The 16,961-nt window shown below is 65.7% G+C and carries 14 protein-coding genes and 1 pseudogene; 8 read left to right on the forward strand and 7 right to left on the reverse strand.

Annotated features, from left to right (window positions below; all coding sequences use genetic code 11):
- Positions 1-106 precede the first annotated feature (106 nt).
- A complete protein-coding gene (locus EV137_RS35420) occupies positions 107-733 on the forward strand; it encodes a rod shape-determining protein (protein ID WP_166680108.1) in 627 nt (208 codons plus the stop codon).
- Positions 734-1,017: 284 nt separating this feature from the next.
- Here EV137_RS35420 and EV137_RS41640 read toward each other — a convergent pair.
- From EV137_RS41640 to EV137_RS35435, 3 genes and pseudogenes are all read right to left on the reverse strand, one after another.
- A pseudogene (locus EV137_RS41640) lies at positions 1,018-1,248 on the reverse strand (WhiB family transcriptional regulator); the annotation flags it as partial.
- A 171-nt stretch (positions 1,249-1,419) separates the two neighbouring features.
- Positions 1,420-2,430: a type I glyceraldehyde-3-phosphate dehydrogenase gene (gene gap, locus EV137_RS35430; protein WP_134132480.1), complete on the reverse strand. Its 1,011-nt coding sequence runs from the start codon at positions 2,428-2,430 to the stop codon at positions 1,420-1,422.
- Between the two features lie 31 nt (positions 2,431-2,461).
- On the reverse strand, positions 2,462-3,073 hold the full coding sequence (locus EV137_RS35435; protein WP_134132482.1) for an Rv1733c family protein: 612 nt from the start codon (positions 3,071-3,073) through the stop codon (positions 2,462-2,464).
- 239 nt (positions 3,074-3,312) lie between these two features.
- Here EV137_RS35435 and EV137_RS35440 point away from each other — a divergent pair, with 239 nt between their 5' ends.
- The 4 genes from EV137_RS35440 (at position 3,313) to EV137_RS35455 (ending at position 7,969) form a co-directional block, all read left to right on the forward strand.
- Entirely contained in the window at positions 3,313-4,122 is an 810-nt protein-coding gene (locus tag EV137_RS35440) for an alpha/beta hydrolase (protein ID WP_134132483.1), read from the forward strand.
- A 113-nt stretch (positions 4,123-4,235) separates the two neighbouring features.
- Positions 4,236-5,186, forward strand: coding sequence for an alpha/beta hydrolase (locus EV137_RS35445; protein ID WP_134132484.1), 951 nt, complete (start codon positions 4,236-4,238; stop codon positions 5,184-5,186).
- A 276-nt stretch (positions 5,187-5,462) separates the two neighbouring features.
- On the forward strand, positions 5,463-6,158 hold the full coding sequence (locus EV137_RS35450) for a sigma-70 family RNA polymerase sigma factor (RefSeq protein ID WP_166680109.1): 696 nt from the start codon (positions 5,463-5,465) through the stop codon (positions 6,156-6,158).
- Positions 6,159-6,169: 11 nt separating this feature from the next.
- Positions 6,170-7,969, forward strand: coding sequence for a glycoside hydrolase family 15 protein (locus EV137_RS35455; protein WP_134132486.1), 1,800 nt, complete (start codon positions 6,170-6,172; stop codon positions 7,967-7,969).
- Positions 7,970-8,043: 74 nt separating this feature from the next.
- On the opposite strand, the gene cydC is transcribed toward EV137_RS35455, so the two are convergent.
- The 4 genes from cydC to EV137_RS35475 are packed head-to-tail and all read right to left on the reverse strand — an operon-like array spanning position 8,044 to position 13,761.
- Positions 8,044-9,675: a thiol reductant ABC exporter subunit CydC gene (gene cydC, locus EV137_RS35460; protein WP_134132487.1), complete on the reverse strand. Its 1,632-nt coding sequence runs from the start codon at positions 9,673-9,675 to the stop codon at positions 8,044-8,046.
- Positions 9,672-11,312, reverse strand: a complete 1,641-nt coding sequence (gene cydD, locus EV137_RS35465) for a thiol reductant ABC exporter subunit CydD (protein WP_134132488.1) — start codon at positions 11,310-11,312, stop codon at positions 9,672-9,674. The genes cydC and cydD overlap by 4 nt, the downstream gene beginning before the upstream one ends.
- A complete protein-coding gene (gene cydB / locus EV137_RS35470; RefSeq protein ID WP_134132489.1) occupies positions 11,309-12,313 on the reverse strand; it encodes a cytochrome d ubiquinol oxidase subunit II in 1,005 nt (334 codons plus the stop codon). Before cydB ends, cydD begins: the two co-directional genes overlap by 4 nt.
- Before the next feature lie 11 nt (positions 12,314-12,324).
- Complete coding sequence (locus EV137_RS35475; RefSeq protein WP_134132491.1) at positions 12,325-13,761, reverse strand: cytochrome ubiquinol oxidase subunit I; 1,437 nt, start codon at positions 13,759-13,761, stop codon at positions 12,325-12,327.
- Between the two features lie 157 nt (positions 13,762-13,918).
- On the opposite strand from EV137_RS35475, the gene EV137_RS35480 reads away from it, so the two are divergent.
- Genes EV137_RS35480 through EV137_RS35490 form a run of 3 tightly spaced genes read left to right on the forward strand, consistent with a single transcriptional unit; the run spans position 13,919 to position 16,958 of the window.
- Positions 13,919-15,196: an extracellular solute-binding protein gene (locus EV137_RS35480; protein WP_134132492.1), complete on the forward strand. Its 1,278-nt coding sequence runs from the start codon at positions 13,919-13,921 to the stop codon at positions 15,194-15,196.
- Entirely contained in the window at positions 15,193-16,140 is a 948-nt protein-coding gene (locus tag EV137_RS35485) for a carbohydrate ABC transporter permease (protein ID WP_238175769.1), read from the forward strand. Before EV137_RS35480 ends, EV137_RS35485 begins: the two co-directional genes overlap by 4 nt.
- Positions 16,140-16,958, forward strand: a complete 819-nt coding sequence (locus tag EV137_RS35490; protein ID WP_134132493.1) for a carbohydrate ABC transporter permease — start codon at positions 16,140-16,142, stop codon at positions 16,956-16,958. The genes EV137_RS35485 and EV137_RS35490 overlap by 1 nt, the downstream gene beginning before the upstream one ends.
- Positions 16,959-16,961 lie beyond the last annotated feature (3 nt).

Raw genomic sequence — 16,961 nt, forward strand, 5'->3', positions numbered from 1 at the left:
CACCACATCCTCCGGGCGGACTCGCACCGGTCTCGCCATCGATCTGGGCAGTGCGCGTACCAGAGCCTGGGCACCGGGACACGGCCTCCTCGTCGACGTGCCGACCATGACCGCCGCTACGGGGAAGCGCCCGGTGCGCCGCGGGAAGATCATCGACCGAGCCGCGACGGCAGCCCTTGTCGGTGAGCTGCTGAAGTCTCAGGTGATCGTGGAACGGCGTCGTACGGTCGTGGCAACGATCCCGATCACCTCCGACGAGGTACATCGCGGTCACCTCCTCGCCGTCCTCGATGTCCTGGGCCCCGAAACGATCCTGACGATCGACACCGTCAAAGCGGCTGCCCTCGGCGCCGACGTCGACATGACGGAGCCGCTGCTGGTCGTCGACATCGGCGCTCAATTGACCGAGGTCGCGCTGCTGGCCGGGGGCAGCTTGTGCGGTGCGCGATGCACAAAGCTGGGAGTGCGCGACCCGGTTTCTTCGACGCAGATCGTTCAGGAGATCGTGGAGTCAACGGTCCAGCTGATGGGTGAGTGTGGTCCACAAATGGTCGATGCTCTGGATCGAGGCGTTCTCCTGACCGGTGGCGGCGCGCTCCGCCCCGAAATCACGTACCAACTCTCGACCCAACTCGGCGCCACCGTCCAACCCGCCCCGGCACCCCAGTCGGCCGCGGTCCGCGGTGCCGCACTCGTCCTCCAAGCAGCTCACCGCCACCCCGGCGCCTCCTGATACCAGCCCGGTCGCCGTCGGCATGGCGGGCGCCCCAATGGGGGTGGCTTGGGGCACCGGCTCACCGCCAGATGAACCGACATGCCCAATCACTACAGCTAGGGTACGAGCGCAGCTAGGGCTCACCCCGCTGCTCGTCGCCTACCAGCCCTAGATCTGCTACGTCACCGCCGCTCACGTTCCGACCCGGCAGATCGGCTCGGGGCGGGCTGCCGTGTCGGTGGGATTGACACGTCCTCGACTTGAGCGGTGCCTGTCTGTACCGGGCTATACGACCGACCTCGTTTGGGCCGCTGGTGTTTCAGCGCGCGGCGTTCGATCTCGGACAGACCACCCCACACGCCGGCGTCCTGGCCGGTGCGGAGTGCCCAGTTCAAGCATGCGTCGACGACGTCACATTGTGCGCAGACCCGTTTGGCGGCTTCGATTTGCTGCAAGGCTGGGCCGGTGGTGCCGATCGGGAAAAACAGTTCCGGGTCCTCATTTCGGCAGGCACCGTTGAGTAGCCAGTTCATGCACTCTCCCTCCGGGAGCTGAAGCTGCGGCGCATGCCGAATCCATGTGATGGAGCGGCAGGCCCGGCGCCGAGGTGATCAGGGGCTCAAGACACCAGGCCCGCCGGTCTTGGGAGTTGGCCGAAATCCGTCTCCGAGTCCCGGATCGCTACTTCGGCGGTGTCCGGTGGCCTACTTCATGCTGTGCGCAACGAGTTCGGTCAGGTCGAACAGGCGGTTGGTGAAGCCCCACTCGTTGTCGTACCAGCCGAACACCTTCACAAGATTGCCGTTCGCGTACGTGAGTGGGGCATCGAAGATGCACGACGCCGGGTCGCCGATGATGTCGTGCGAGACGATCGGGTCCTCGTTGTACCGCAACAGGCCCTTCAGAAGGCCGGATGCCGCCTCAGCGAAGACGTGGTTGACCTGCTCTGCGGTCACGTCCTCGGCGAGTTCGAGGACCAGGTCCGTGAGCGAGCCATCCTGGACCGGAGCTCGAACCGCGACGCCGTCGATCTTGCCGGCCAGTTCGGGAATCACCAGGCCGACTGCCTTGGCCGCGCCAGTGCTCGTCGGGATGAGGTTCACAGCACCCGAGCGTCCACGGCGCAGGTCCTTGTGGGGCGAGTCGAGGATCACCTGGTCGTTCGTGTAGCTGTGGATCGTTGTCATCACACCGCGTCGGATCCCGAACGCCCGATGCAGCACGGACACCATTGGGGCGACGCAGTTCGTGGTACACGACGCGTTCGAGATGATGTTGTGTGAGACAGGGTCGTAGGTGTCGGCATTTACCCCTAGAACGACTGTCGCGTCGACATCCTTGCCCGGCGACGACAGGATGACCTTGCGGGCACCGCCGGTCAGGTGCGCGGCCGCGGCTGCCCGGGTCCGGAAACGGCCTGTGCACTCGATCACGATGTCCGCGCCGACATCCCGCCAGTCCAGAGCAGCGGGACTGCGCTCGGACGTCACTCGAATGGACGTGCCGCGAACCGAGATCGCGTTGTCGGTGTGGCGGACGCGATCGGGCAATGGCCCATAGGTCGAGTCGTACTGCAGCAGGTTCGCCAGCGTCGCACTGTCGGTGACGTCGTTGACCGACACCACCTCGACGACCTCATCTCCCCGCTCGAGCGCCACCCGCAGAAAGTCCCGCCCGATCCGACCGAACCCGTTGATTCCTACTGCCACAGACATCCTCGACCTCCTAGCGCCGCCGAACCGATCCTCAGGGCAGTTGACGTGTCCATCGCGGTGAGACCTCTGTCCACTCCCGCGCCCATTCCTCGGCGCGGTGATGGTCCAGCGGTCGGCGGGCCAACCGAACGACGACGATCAGCAGCGGCCAGGCGAGGACCGCCATACCGATACCGGCCACAACGCCGAGGGCTGCACTGTCCGAGGGTGGCCGGGGAGCGCGGGTCACCTTGCCGTCCTGATCGAGCCAGATCGTCAGCTCGCTGCCGGACTTGGTGCCGATCAGCACATCTGCCCGGTCCTCGCGTGCGGATCCTGAAGCATCGAACCAACCAACTCGAACTCTCGTGGTGGTCAGCCCGGGACTCAAAAGCGCGGTTTCGTCCGAGTCCTCGAGTGTTCGCGCTACAACCGCACGGGTGTGTGCGCGTTCCTGGGCCGCCGCGTGCTCCGCGCGATCGCGAATTGCAGTTCCGAAGGCTGCCGCCGCGGGTATCACCAGCGATGCAACCGTCAGCGCGACCATCAGCAGCACTGCCTCGAGCCGGTCCACCCTTCGACGCAACGGATTGCGGCCGAAACCGAGCAACCGCAACTGCATCAACATGAACAACTCAGCCCGGTGTTCGTGGGTCGTGCTCATCGCGCGCTCCAATCTCTCTCTGCTACTAAGACAAGGAATCCACGGGTCTTGTGACGACGGTGGCCACGGGTCGCGGTCGGAGCTGAGCGATATCACGGATGCACCGCAGGTCATGTCACGAATGACATCCCTGTTCGGACTTGGTTGTTGCACCACCGATCGTTGCCAACGGCGCGATTCGAATCGTCCCCTCGCGACCGGACATCCCTTGTCTGCCGTGATCACCAATTGGAGTCGTCATGTCACCCACCATCGTTCTGGTCCACGGTCTGTGGCTCACGCCGCGAAGTTGGGAGGGCTGGAAGGCGCGCTTCGAGAAGCGCGGGCATGAAGTCCTCGCACCTGCCTGGCCCGGAATGGAAGTAGAGGTCGAGGCCCTCCGCCGCGACCCGTCGGTCATGAACGGACTCGGAATCGGCGAGGTCGTCGACCACTACGACCAGATCATCCGCAGCCTCGCCAGTCCACCGGTGATCATGGGACATTCGACCGGCGGCCTGGTGACCGAACTCCTGCTCGACCGCGGCCTCGGCGCTGCCGGCGTAGCCCTGTCGCCCGCACCGGTCAAGGGCGTCTACCGCCTGCCGCTCAGTCTGCTTCGGGCCATCGCTCCAGTGCTCAGAAACCCGGCGAACAAGAACAAGACCTTCGCGATGACGCCGAAGCAGTTCCACTACGCCTTCACAAACACCATGAACGACCAGGACGCCAAGGCGGCGTACGAGAGGTACGCGGTCGCTGGTCCCGGGCGGATCGCCTTCCAGGGCGCCTTCGCAAACTTCAATCCACACGCGGTCAACAAGGTCGACTTTCACAAGGACGACCGTCCTCCGCTCCTCGTGATCGGGAACAGCGAAGACCATACGATCCCTGCCTCGGTCAGCAGAGAGGCCGCGAAGCGCCTCGGCAAGTCGAGGGCAGTGGTGGAGTACAAGGAGTTCGCCGGACGGCCTCACTTCACCGCCGGCGCCCCGGGCTGGGAAGCCGTTGCCGACTACGCGCTCGAATGGACGATCCGTCACACGAGCGCGGCCTCCAGGCACAACTAGGCATCAGCCGCTGCCTGCGGTCACCACTGCGGGAAGCGAGCGCCGTGTCAGTCGCAGCAGTTCCGGTCGATCATGTCGATCGATCGAGTGAATCCGAAAGGACGAAACCTCACATGAGCAAGCACTTCCTCGAGCCGGCAGCTCAGGAGTTCGCGGACGCGACGTCGAAGCCGCCGTTCCTCTACGAACTCGGCCCCGACGGCGCGCGCAACGTTCTCGACGACGTTCAAGCTGCCCCGATCCCCAAGCTCGACGTCGCCGAGAAGTGGATCACCGTTCCGGCCGAGGTCGGCGACGTCCGGGTCCGCATCGTCAAGCCCGTCGACGCTAAGGAAAGCCTCCCGACCATCCTGTACATGCATGGCGGCGGATGGGTCCTCGGGAACGCCGGGACGCATGACCGGCTGGTTCGCGAGTTGGCCGTCGGCGCCGAAGCGGCCGTCGTGTTCGTCGAGTACGACCGCTCCCCCGAGGCGCACTACCCCGTCGCGATCGAACAGGGCTACGCGGCAGCGCGCTGGGTCACCGAGCGCGGTTCGTCCGAGGGCCTCGATGCTACGCGGATGGCGGTGGCCGGCGATTCGGTCGGCGGCAACATGACGGCCGCCTTGGCCATCCTCGCCGTACAGCGAGGTGATGTCAGGTTCGTCCACCAGTCGATGTACTACCCGGTGACCGACGCAGCGCAAGACACCGAGAGCTACCGCGAGTTCGCGGAAGGCCCGTTCCTCACCGCGAAGGGTATGGCGTGGTTCTGGGACTGCTATCTACCTGACGAAGCCAGGAGGTCCGAGATCACGGCGTCGCCGTTGCGGGCCGGCCTCGACCAACTCGCCGGGCTGCCGGAAGCCTTCCTGATCGTCGACGAGAACGACGTACTTCGAGATGAGGGAGAGGCGTATGCACGCAGGCTCACCGAGGCCGGCGTCCGCACCACCTCGGTCCGCTACAACGGCATCATCCACGACTTCATGATGCTCAACCCGCTCCGTCAGACCGCCGCCACGACCGGCGCTGTCGAGCAGGCGATCCAGATCCTCCGTAAGGCACTCGGCACCGCCTGAGCTGACCGCCGGGCGCGATCTGCTGTGACCACCACGCGATGGTCGTCGACTTTCGGCGACCATCGCGTCTTTGTGACCGATGCCAGCTGGACTCGGAGCCGGCGGCTGCGTGGCGCCCAGGACTACGTGGCCCCCACGGACACGTAGTGGCACGGCCACGAGGCCGGCCGAGACCACGCGACCAGCCACGTTCTACGCAGGGCGCGAAGGATGCTTCGCGGCCGCACAGTGATGTCGAGGGCATGTGACTCGCCAGGCGGGAAAGGGGTTGTTCGTGTGAACACCGGACTGTCATCGCAGAGATGGGAAGGCGGGGAGACCTGGCCGGACCGGCCGGCGAGCGCCGAGCAGTGGGATGGCGGCCTCGAGGAAGCAGTCGAGACATTCGTCAGAGTACGGCCGCGGCTGATGGCGATCGGGTACCGATTCCTCGCCAACTGGAGCGAGGCCGAGGACGTCGTACAGGAAACCTGGCTTCGCTGGCAGAACACCGATCGTACGGTCGTCGCCGATCCGCAGGCTCTGCTCGCGACCATGGCGACACGGCTCGCGATCAACATCAGCCTGTCCGCGCGGCGGCGTTACGAGGTATGCCGAACTCCGCCGGTTCCCCCGGCAACCGACGTGAACGACGACCCGGCCACGACGGCCGAACGCCGCGAAGCCGTCGAACAGGCGCTGCTGATCGTCCTCGAGAGCCTCACGCCGCGAGAACGCGCCGCCTTCATTCTCCGAGAGGCCTTCGGCTATTCATACGGGCAGATCTCAGAGTTCCTCCAGCTCGGCGCGGCCAATACCAGGCAAGTGGTCAGCCGCGCCCGCCGGCATCTCGGAGCCAACCGACGTGTCATCGTGAGCTCGGCGTCGTACCAGCGCTTCCTTCAGGCGTTCTTCACCGCAGCCCGTACCGGCGATCTCGGCAGCCTCGAGAGACTCCTGGCCGCGGACCTGACGGTCGATTGGGACAACTGAGCCAGGCCGCCATGGCACACATCGAGGATTACGCGCTGATCGGCGACCTGCGTACGGCGGCGCTCGTCGCGACTGATGGGTCTGTTGACTGGCTGTGCCTGCCCCGCTTCGACTCACCTGCGGTGTTCGCGGCCGTGCTCGGCGACGACGGCAACGGTCGCTGGACGATGGGGCCGTCAGCCGGTGGGCGCTGCGCCCGCCGACGGTACCGACGACATTCGTTGATCCTCGAAACGGATTGGATCGTCTCCGACGGCCACGTGAGGGTCACCGACTTCATGTCTCCCACCGGACCGGAGGGGCAACTCGTGCGCGTAGTCGAGGGCGTTGCAGGTCTGGTCCACATGCACACCTCACTGGCGTTGCGGATGGACTACGGACGGATCGTCCCCGAGCATCACGGCCTCGGCCGGCAGATTCTCGCGACGACGGAGCACCAGAACGTGTGTCTGTCCACCGACGTCCACATGAACCGTGTCGGCGGTTGCATGACTGCAGACTTCACGGTCGGCGCGGGCGAACGCCTGACGTTCGTCTTGACTCATGCCCCCGAACCGAATCTACCTGCGCCGGCCGATCCAGTCCGTTCGCTGGCCGCGACGTCGGCATTCTGGGATCAGTGGATCAGTCGCTGCACCTATGCAGGCCGGTGGGCCGACTCGGTGCGACGTTCACTCGTCGTCCTCAAGGCGCTTACTCATGCCCCGACCGGCAGCATCCTGGCCGCAGTCACGACCTCACTGCCCGAGAACATCGGCGGCACACGCAACTGGGACTTCCGCTACTGCTGGCTCCGCGACGCCGCGTTTGCCCTGGAGGCGTTCGATGCCACCGGCTACGGAGAAGAAGTCGCAGCCTGGACGGACTGGTTGGCGCGGGTTGTGGCCAGCGGCTCCTCGGACGTGCAAATCATGTACCGCCTCGACGGCGCCCGCCATCTACCAGAGCAAACCTTGGACTGGCTCGCGGGTCATCGCGCATCCGCACCGGTCCGCATCGGCAACGCTGCGGCCATGCAAGTACAGAATGACGTCTGGGGCGAGGTGTTGAGCGTTCTGTGCAATCGCGGGCCATCGGATCGGAGGATGCGTCGCATTCTGTTGAGGGGCCTCGAAGACAGTTGGCAGGAACCTGACAACGGCATCTGGGAGGTTCGCGGCCCGCGGCGTCACTTCGTCCATTCGAAGGCCATGGCCTGGGTCGGCGTCGATCGCGTCGTCCGCGCCCTGGAGGCTGAGGATGCCACGCCGGAAACCCTCGAGCGCTTGCGCAAGCTTCGCCGGACCATCCACGACGACGTTTGCCACCGCGGGTTCAACACCGCGCTGGGCAGCTTCACACAGTGTTATGGCTCCAGCCGCCTCGATGCCTCGCTCCTCCTGCTGCCGCGGTACGGATTCCTGCCATGGAACGACCCCCGCATGGTCGGCACGGTCGACGCCGTCCAAAGCCATCTGACGCGAGACGGGCTGGTCCTGCGCTACTCCACCGACGCGCGCATACCCAACTGCGACGGCATCCCGGGTGACGAAGGCACATTCCTGGCCTGCTCGTTCTGGCTGGCGGATGCACTGCACGGAATCGGCCGCACCGACGACGCCGAGGCCCTCTTCGAACGGCTGCTGTCTTTGCGCAACGACGTCGGGCTACTCAGTGAGGAATATGACGTGGCGACCGGGCACCATCTCGGGAACACTCCACAGGCCTTCAGCCATGCTGGGCTGGTCAGCACTGCCTTGCGCCTGAGCCGCCAACTGCCCCACAGCAAGGAGCCGGCAGCATTCGAGTCTTGGTCCGACGCAGCGAGCTGAATCCGTGCAACGCTGAACGGCGTTGTCGCACAAACGTCCTACCGCAGATTCGCACCGGCTGCTGACGCTGTGGCTCAGCATTGCGTTCGCCGTGACAGCCTCACGATCTGTGGCAAGGGATAGGGGACCAACTCCGGTCTATGAGTCAGTAGAACCACGGTGCGAGACCCGGCGGCACCGAACAGATCCATCAGCAGGGCCCGCGCGGTCTCCTCATCGAGATGCTCGGTGGGTTCGTCGAGAATCAGTACGTCGTGCCGCGCGAGCAGCAGTCGTGCGAAGGCAAGTCGCTGCCGCTCTCCTCCTGACAATCGCGCACCGTGCTCCCCGACCATTGTGCCCAGTTGCCGCGGCAATCGCTCGACGAAGTCACCGAGCCGCGCGCGGTGGAGGGCGTTCCACAGCTGGAGATCGCTGGCATCCGGGCACGCCAGCAGCAGGTTCTCTCGGATGCTCGTGTCGAAGACGTAGCAGTCCTGGGTGAGCAATCCGATTGCGGACCGCACCTTTTCGCTGTCGAGCTGCGTGAGATCGAAACCGCCCAGATTCACCTCGCCTGCGCGGGGGTCCAGAAGTCGCAACAGAACGGCAGCAAGCGTGCTCTTGCCCGATCCGCTCGGTCCGGTGATGAGCACTCGACCGCCCTCAGGAACGTCGATGTCACCGACCTGCAGTACGTCGGGACCATCGCCGTACCCCGCCCGCAAGCCGTGGACCCGCAGACTACGATCGCGCGGAAGCGCGTGTGGGCTCGCCGGGCCTGTGGCCGGCCGCGGCGCGGCGAGGACCTCTCGCAGCCGGTCCAGGGAACCGCGGACCCGCGCCGCGATCTGCGCGGCCAGAGGGATCTCACCGAGGACATCCAGCAACGCCAACGGCGTCAGCACCAGCACGGCAAGTGTCGGGCCGGCCAGGTGGGAGCGACTGCCCACGACGAGTCCGGAGACAGTGGCCCCACCCACGCAGAGGACGAGAAGAGCATTGCCGAGACCGGCGCTCCAAGCGGATCGGCGTTCGGCGGCAGCCAGCCGGACATCGGCATCGGCGAAGGCGCAGATCACGTCGTCCACAGCCCCGAAGGCGACCAAGTCCGCGGCCGATTGCAAGCTCTCGGACGCCCGAGCTGCGACCTCACCGCGCCCCTTGGCGATCGACCGCTCGGCATGGCGTGCCGTGGCCGCAGTGAGCCAAGGCACCATGATGCACGCCACCAGGACCGCGAACCCGACCTGGACGCCGATCACTGGCTGCAGCGCTCCGATGAGTGCAACGGTCGCTGTAGCCGTCACCGCGGCTACGACGACGGGGAGAACGACTCGCAGCCACAGGTCGAGAACGCAGTCGACGTCGAGGAGCAGTCGAGCGAGAAGATCACCGCGCCGTAGATCGAGGCCGACCGGCGCCAACTCCTCCAACCGATCGGTCATCCGTGCCCGGGTTCGTGCGAGCAGCCGGTACGCCGCGTCGTGACCGGCAAGCCGCTGAACGTATCGGAACAGCCCCCTTCCGATGCCGAAGGCACGGACGGCGACGATCGCGACCATCAGGACGAGCACCGGCGGCTGAGCGGCCGCGGCGCTGATCAGCCAGGCGGACGTCGCTAGCAACGCCACGGAAGATCCTGAGGCCAGCACGCCCGACGTGAGTGCGACCAGCAGCCATCCTGCCGCCCGTCGGTCCGGGAGGACGATGGAGGAGAGGCTCACGAGACCGACAACTCCCGATACTCGTTGGCCGACCGTCCCAGCTCGACTACGCGATCGGCCGCGGCGATCCACGCCGGGCGGTGCGCCACGAGCAGAACTGTGCGACCGGCGCCCCTGAGACCTGCGATGACTTCCGCCTCGGTTTCACAGTCGAGACCCGCTGTTGGCTCGTCCAGGAGGAGCACTGCCGCGTCGGTGATCAGCGCCCGGGCCAACGCTACTCGGCGCCGCTGGCCGCCCGACAGTAATGCGCCTCGTTCACCGACCCGTTGCGCCGGACTCAGCTCCCGTGCGCCTGCCGCGTCGAGCGAGGTCAGCACCTCATCATCCGATGCGTCGGGACGGCCGAGCCGAACATTGGCGGCAACCGAGCCGTCCCGCAGGCTCGGATGCTGCGGCACCCAGGCGAACTGCCGTCGCCACACCCTCGGCTCGAACTCGGCCGCCCCGGATCCTCCGGCCACAACACCACCGGATTCGATGGCAACCAGGCCGAGGATCGCGGCCAGGACCGTCGACTTGCCACTTCCGCTCGGTCCGGTCAGCGCGACAATCTCGCCTGGCCGCAACTCCAGATCGAACCCGTTCAACGCCGGCGCGTCCCGCCCCGGGTAAGTCACCGTCACGTCGTACAGGGACAGCGCCGTGCAACGGAGGTCTGGCACGTCCCTCCGATCACCCCAGTTCGGCACTGCGGTCTCCAGGACCCTGAGTGCCTCTTCGCTCGCCGCCACCCCGTCTGCGCTGGCGTGGAACTGCATGCCCAGCTGCCGCAACGGGAGATACGCCTCGGGCGCGAGGATCAGCACCACCAGCGCTGTCTCGAGCCCGAGCTTCCCGTCGACCAGCCTGAGACCGACGCCGATCGCGACGAGCGCCACCGACAGGCTGGCGAGCAAATCGAGGACCAACGAGGACAGGAACGCCAGCCGCAGGGTCCCCAGCGACGCGATCCGGTACCTGTCGGTCACCTGTTGTACTGCGGCCGTCTGTGCCTTCGCGCGGCCGAACAGTTTCAGCGTGGTCATTCCACCGGTCACGTCGGCGAAGTGGTGGGCCAGAATCGCGAGCGCGTGCTGCCTGTGCCGGCTGTGTGCTCGAGCCGCCCAGCCGATCAAGGTCATGAAGATCGGGATCAGCGGCAGAGTGACGAGGACCGTGCCCGCCGCCAGTAGGTCTCCGGTCGCCATCCAGCCGATCACTCCGGCGGGCACGGTCGATGCCAGGACGAGTTGTGGGAGGTAGCGGGCGAAGTACGGGTCCAGATCGTCCAGGCCCTTGGTCAGCAGGGTTGTCAGCGCACTGCTGCGTTCACCACTCAGCCGCACCGGACCGAGCTTCAGCGCGTGCTCCAGCACCTGCCGCCGCAGCGTGGACTTCACCGCGGCGGCTGCGCGTTGTGCGACCACCTCCTGCGCCCACACCAGCAATGCCCGGCCTGCAACGACAGCAGCCAGACCCCAGGCGACAGCAGTCACCCCGCTGCCCCGCAGCACGACGCCCGCAATGCCGTGAGCGAGCAGCACGGCCTGCACGATGACCAGCGCCCCGCTCGCGACGCCGAGTACGATCGACGCCAGCAGGAATAACCGCGCCGCCCGCGCGCGCCTCAGTAATCGCGGGTCGAGCGGCTTCATGACGCCGACACCGACACTGGCGCAACCGTCACGCGCTTGCGGAACACCCAGTAGGACCAGCCTTGGTACAGCAGCACCAACGGCAGGACGATCGCAGTGATGATCGTCATCGCCTTCAAGGTGTACGGCGTTGACGCGGCATCAACAATTGTCAATGTTGATCCGGGGTCAAGTGTTGACGGCATGACGTCGGGGAACAGCGCGACGAACAGCGACACCACGGCCAGTCCGATCGCGAGCGTCGTACCGACGAAGGCCCAGCCCTCCCGAGCCAGCTCGTTCGCGACCAGACCACCCGAAAGCGCCACCATCGCAGCCCCGGCCAGAATCATCGAGGCCAGATCTCCCCGCAGATGCTGCGCCCACACCAGGAACCCCGCGGCAAGTACCGCGATGACGACACTCGCGCGCGAAGCCAGTCGGTTGGCGCGGCGGCGTAGGTCGTCGGTGGTGCGCAGGGCGAGGAAGATCGCGCCGTGGGTGACGAACACCGCGACGAAGGTCAGGCCGCCGAGCAGCGCGAACGGGTTGAGCAGCGTCCCGAAGCCGCCGACGTACTCGTGATCGGCGTCCAGCGGCACCCCGCGCACGATGTTGCCGAAGGCAACGCCCCAGAGCAGCGCGGGCAGCACCGACCCGACGACGATCATCGCGTCCATCCGCGCGCGCCACTCCGGCTCGTCCCGCTTGCCGCGGTACTCCAGTGCGACGCCGCGCACGATCAGTCCCACCAGGATCGCGAACAGCGGCAGGTAGAACCCGCTGAACAGCGTTGCGTACCACTCCGGGAACGCCGCGAACGTCGCGCCACCAGCGACGATCAGCCAGACTTCGTTGCCGTCCCAGACCGGCCCGATGGTGGTGACGATCGCCCGGCGTTCAGGCTCGGTCCGGCCCAGCACCCGCAGGAGCATCCCGACCCCGAAGTCGAAGCCCTCGAGCACGAAGTACCCGGTCCACAGCGTCGCGATCGCAACGAACCAGACCGTCGTGAGTTCCATGTCAGACCACCTCAGTACGCGAAGGACAGCGGATCAGGCTCGTCATCTGCGCCGGACTCGTCATCATCCGACCCGCCGGTCCGCGGCCTCCCGACGCCCACGTCCGCCTCCGGCAACCCGCTCCAGATCGCGCGCAGCATTAACCTCATCTCGACGACCGCGAGTACGCCGTACAGCGCGGTGAACCCGACCAGCGAGGTGATCACCTCGCCGCTGGTCGTACCGGGTGAGACACCCGACGCCGTCGGCAACAGACCGAACACCAGCCACGGCTGCCGACCGGTCTCGGTGAAGATCCAGCCGAACGTGTTCGCCACCAGCGGCAGCAACGGCAACGGCGCCGCCAGCCACACCAGCCAGCGGGCAGGAGCCCGCCCGCGGCGCGTGGTCCACAACAACCACAGCGCGACCGCGGCCGACGCCATCCCGACCCCGATCATCAACCGGAACGTCCAATACGTCAGCGGGATGTTCGGCTTGTACGACCCCGGCCCGTACAACTGCTCGTACGCCTCCTGCAGCGAATTGATCCCCTGCACCTCACCATCGAAACGCCCGGTCGCCAGGAACGACAGCAGATACGGCAACTTGATCGAGAAAATCTCCTTCGAACCGTCCAACGTGCCGACCGTGAACACCGAGAACGACGCCGGCTTCTCGGTCTCGTACAACGCCTCAGCCGCCGCCATCTTCATCGGCTGCACCTCAGTCATCACCTTGCCCTGCAGATCACCGCTGATCGCGACACCCACACCGGCCACCAGCACGACCGACGCCCCGATCTTCAGCGCCGACCGGAACACATCCCCGTCCGTGCCCGGCCGACGGACCAGATGCCACAACGCGACCCCGGCCACGAACGCGCCGCCGACCATGAACGCGGCGAAGATCGTGTGCGGAAACGTCACCAGCACGACCTTGTTGGTCAGCACCGCCCACAGATCCGTCAACTCCGCACGACCCCGAGCCGCGTTGTAACGAAAACCCACCGGGTTCTGCATCCACGAATTGGCCGCAAGGATGAAGTACGCCGACAACTGCGTGCCGAGCACCACCATCCAAATGCAGCCCAGATGCACCAACTTCGGGAGCCGGTCCCAGCCGAAGATCCACAAACCGATGAACGTCGACTCCAGGAAGAACGCCAGCAGCCCCTCCAGCGCCAACGGGGCCCCGAACACATCGCCGACGAACCGCGAATAGTCACTCCAGTTCATCCCGAACTGGAACTCCTGCACCAAACCGGTGACCACACCCATCGCAATGTTGATCAAGAACAGCTTCCCGTAGAACTTCGTCAGCCGGAGGTACTTCTCCTTCCCGGTCCGGTACCAGGCGGTCTGCAGGCCGGCGGTGATCGCGACCAACGAGATCGTCACCGGCACGAAGAAAAAGTGATACACGGTGGTGATCGCGAACTGCCACCGCGCCAGATCCAGGCCGTCCATCGCCACCTCCCCGCGCCCACTCGTCGACATCCGTACCGACAAGTCCGCGAGGACGGTCACTTTGTGACAGCCCCGTCATCCGGACGTAGATGTCACAAACTCAGCCCTCCCCCGGACTACCCAACGCGACAACAGGCACAGATCCGTTGGAGAAACCATGAGACGAACGATCGCAACTGCCGCTCTTGCCGTGATGCTCACAGCGGCCGCAGGATGCGGAGGCGCCGCGCCCGGTCCAGATGCTCAGGCCAGAGGCGAGATCACCGTCTGGTACTCGAACAATCTCGAAGAGGTCGCGTGGGGCAAGCAGATGGTCGCAGCCTGGAACGCGGAACACGCGGACCAGAAGATCTCTGCACAGGAGATCCCGACCGGAAAGAGCTCCGAAGAAGTCATCGGCGCCGCGATCACGGCCGGCAACGCGCCCTGCCTGATCTTCAACACCTCGCCGGCCTCGATCTCACAGTTCCAGAAGCAGGGCGGCCTGGTGCCGCTGGACACGTTCAGCGACGGTACGTCGTACCTCGAGGGCCGCTCCGGCGATGTCGCCGAGCAGTACAAGTCGTCGGACGGAAAGTACTACCAGCTTCCGTGGAAGTCGAACCCGGTGATGATCTTCTACAACAAGAAGGCGTTCGCCAAGGCCGGCATCGACCCGACGAACCCGCCGCTGAGGACGGACGACGAGTTCCTCGCCACCGTTCGGAAGGTGGTGGCAGCCAAGGGCGCGCAGTACGCGATCCTTCCGGCCCCGAGCAACGAGTTCTACCAGTCCTGGTTCGACTTCTACCCGCTGTTCGCGGCCGAGACCGGTGGAAGCCAACTGGTCGCCGATGGCAAGGCACAGTTCGCCGGCGACGCGGGCAGGAAGGTCGCTCAGTTCTGGCGGACTCTCTACGCCGAGAACCTGGCCGGCAAGGAGAGGTACACCGGTGACGCGTTCGCCGACGGCAAGGCGGCCATGGCGATCGTCGGCCCGTGGGCGATCTCGGTGTACAAGGGCAAGGTCGACTGGGGCGTCGTACCGGTGCCGACGTCGTCCGGCAGGCCGGCGAACCAGATCCACACCTTCTCCGACGCCAAGAACGTGGCGATGTACTCCGCGTGCAAGAATCGCGGGACGGCCTGGGACGTGCTGAAGTTCGCCACCAGCAAGGAGCAGGATGGCAAGTTCCTCCAGCTGACCGGGCAGATGCCGCTGCGCAAGGACGTCGCCTCGGCGTACCCGGACTACTTCGCCAAGAACCCCGACTACAAGACGTTCGCGGACCAGGCCGCGCGCACGGTGGAAGTGCCGAACGTGCAGGACTCGATCACCATCTGGCAGACCTTCCGGGACGCGTACTCCAAGTCGGTCATCTTCGGCCGCCAGGACCCAGGCACGGCCCTGGAGGAAGCTGCCCGCCGCGTCGATCAGCTCGCGTCAGAGTCATGACCGTCACAAGCAATCCGGTGATCCGCGAGACTCCCAGGCAAGGGATCTCCGGCAGGCGAACCTGGTTCGGTCGAGTCATCGGCGAACAACCGATCGGCGGCGCACTCGTCGCGCCGTACGTCGTGTTCCTCCTCGCGGTCTTCGCCTACCCGCTCGGCTTCGCGGTCTACATCTCGTTCCATGACTACTTCTTCGCGGCACCGGGCGCGATTGTCGAGCGTCCGTTCGTCGCATTCGACAACTACGTCGCCGTGCTGTCGGACGCGGCGGTACGGCGTGCCTTCGGCAACGTCCTGGTCTTCCTCTTGATCAACGGGCCGTTGACGGTCGTCCTGTCGCTGGTCCTGGCAAACGCCCTGAACGCCGCGATCCGGTGGCGCACCTTCTTCCGGGTCAGCTACTACGTGCCGTACGTGACCGCGAGCGTCGCAGTCGTCGGCGTCTGGCTGTTCTTGTTCAACTCCGACGGCCTCGTCAACGCTGTCCTCGGTCCCGTCGCGCCCGATCCCTCCTGGCTGGTCAACTCGAAGCTGGCAATGCCGACGGTGGCGATCTATGTGACCTGGAAACAACTCGGATTCTTCATCCTGCTGTACCTCGCCGCCCTGCAGAACGTGTCGAGAGACCTCTACGAGGCAGCTGCCATGGATGGCGCAGGCCGGTTCCAGTCGTTCTGGAACGTCACGGTGCCAGGAGTCCGGCCCGCAACGACACTGGTCGTACTTCTCGCCACGGTGACCGGGGCGAACCTGTTCACCGAGCCCTATCTGTTGACCGGAGGCGGCGGGCCGGACGGCGCGTCTGCCTCCCCGGTCCTGATCATGTACCAGCGCGGAATCGAGCAAGGCAATCCTGATGTCGGCGCGGCTATCGGCATCCTGCTCGTCATCGGCGTACTGATCCTGGCATTGATCGAACGGCGCTTCGTGGGGAGAGAAGACTGATGCGATGGCGCTTTCCTGCCCTACTGGCCGGCGCGTTCGTGTTTCTGTTCCCGTTCTACTACATGCTGATCGGGAGTCTGCAGGCTGAGCCCGATCCATCGGTCGGCGGCGCCTTTCCCGCACCGGGCAACCTCACCGGCGAGAACTACGCCGAGATCGACGCGGCGATCAACCTCGGTCGCACGTTGCTCAATTCGGGCGTCTTCACCGGTGGAGTGATCCTCGGCACGATGGTTTTCGGGGTCCTGGCCGGCTATGCGCTGGCGCGACTGCGGTTCCGCGGACGGGGGCTGGTGTTCAGCCTGATGCTGCTGATCCAGGTGATCCCGTTCCAATTGCTGACGATCCCCTTGTACGTGCTGGTCGTCCGCAGCTACGGGCTCGCCGACTCCTATCTCGGCATGATCGTGCCGTTCGCGATCAACTCGACCGCAGTGTTCGTGTTCCGTCAGTACTTCCTCCAATTGCCGGGCGAACTGTTCGACGCCGCCCGGATCGACGGTGCGTCCGAACTCAGCATTCTGTGGCGCGTCGCGATTCCCCTGGTGCGGCCTGCACTCCTCACCGGCGTATTGCTGACCTTCATCGGTCCGTGGAACGAGTTCCTCTGGCCCTTCCTGATCACCAAGAACCAGGAACTGCAACCGCTCGCCGTGGCACTGTCCAACTACCTCACGACGGTGTCGGCCCGCGCCGCCAATCCGTTCGGTGCGGTACTGGCCGGCGCCTGCGTACTCGCGGCGCCAGCCGTCGGACTCTTCGTTGTCTTCCAGCGCCAGTTCATCTCCCAGGGACTCGAATCCGGACTGAAGGGTTGATTG

Source organism: Kribbella pratensis (assembly GCF_004366075.1).
In the GTDB taxonomy this organism is placed as follows: domain Bacteria; phylum Actinomycetota; class Actinomycetes; order Propionibacteriales; family Kribbellaceae; genus Kribbella; species Kribbella pratensis.

Bases quoted from the DNA above. Each gene is read 5' to 3' on its own strand.
- EV137_RS35485 (WP_238175769.1), top strand. From the start codon at position 15,193: ATGACCGTCACAAGCAATCCGGTGATCCGCGAGACTCCCAGGCAAGGG.
- cydB (WP_134132489.1), bottom strand. From the start codon at position 12,313: ATGGAACTCACGACGGTCTGGTTCGTTGCGATCGCGACGCTGTGGACC.
- EV137_RS35490 (WP_134132493.1), top strand. From the start codon at position 16,140: ATGCGATGGCGCTTTCCTGCCCTACTGGCCGGCGCGTTCGTGTTTCTG.
- EV137_RS35475 (WP_134132491.1), bottom strand. From the start codon at position 13,761: ATGGACGGCCTGGATCTGGCGCGGTGGCAGTTCGCGATCACCACCGTG.
- EV137_RS35435 (WP_134132482.1), bottom strand. From the start codon at position 3,073: ATGAGCACGACCCACGAACACCGGGCTGAGTTGTTCATGTTGATGCAG.
- gap (WP_134132480.1), bottom strand. From the start codon at position 2,430: ATGTCTGTGGCAGTAGGAATCAACGGGTTCGGTCGGATCGGGCGGGAC.
- EV137_RS35440 (WP_134132483.1), top strand. From the start codon at position 3,313: ATGTCACCCACCATCGTTCTGGTCCACGGTCTGTGGCTCACGCCGCGA.
- EV137_RS35420 (WP_166680108.1), top strand. From the start codon at position 107: ATGACCGCCGCTACGGGGAAGCGCCCGGTGCGCCGCGGGAAGATCATC.
- EV137_RS35455 (WP_134132486.1), top strand. From the start codon at position 6,170: ATGGCACACATCGAGGATTACGCGCTGATCGGCGACCTGCGTACGGCG.
- cydD (WP_134132488.1), bottom strand. From the start codon at position 11,312: ATGAAGCCGCTCGACCCGCGATTACTGAGGCGCGCGCGGGCGGCGCGG.
- EV137_RS35445 (WP_134132484.1), top strand. From the start codon at position 4,236: ATGAGCAAGCACTTCCTCGAGCCGGCAGCTCAGGAGTTCGCGGACGCG.
- EV137_RS35480 (WP_134132492.1), top strand. From the start codon at position 13,919: ATGAGACGAACGATCGCAACTGCCGCTCTTGCCGTGATGCTCACAGCG.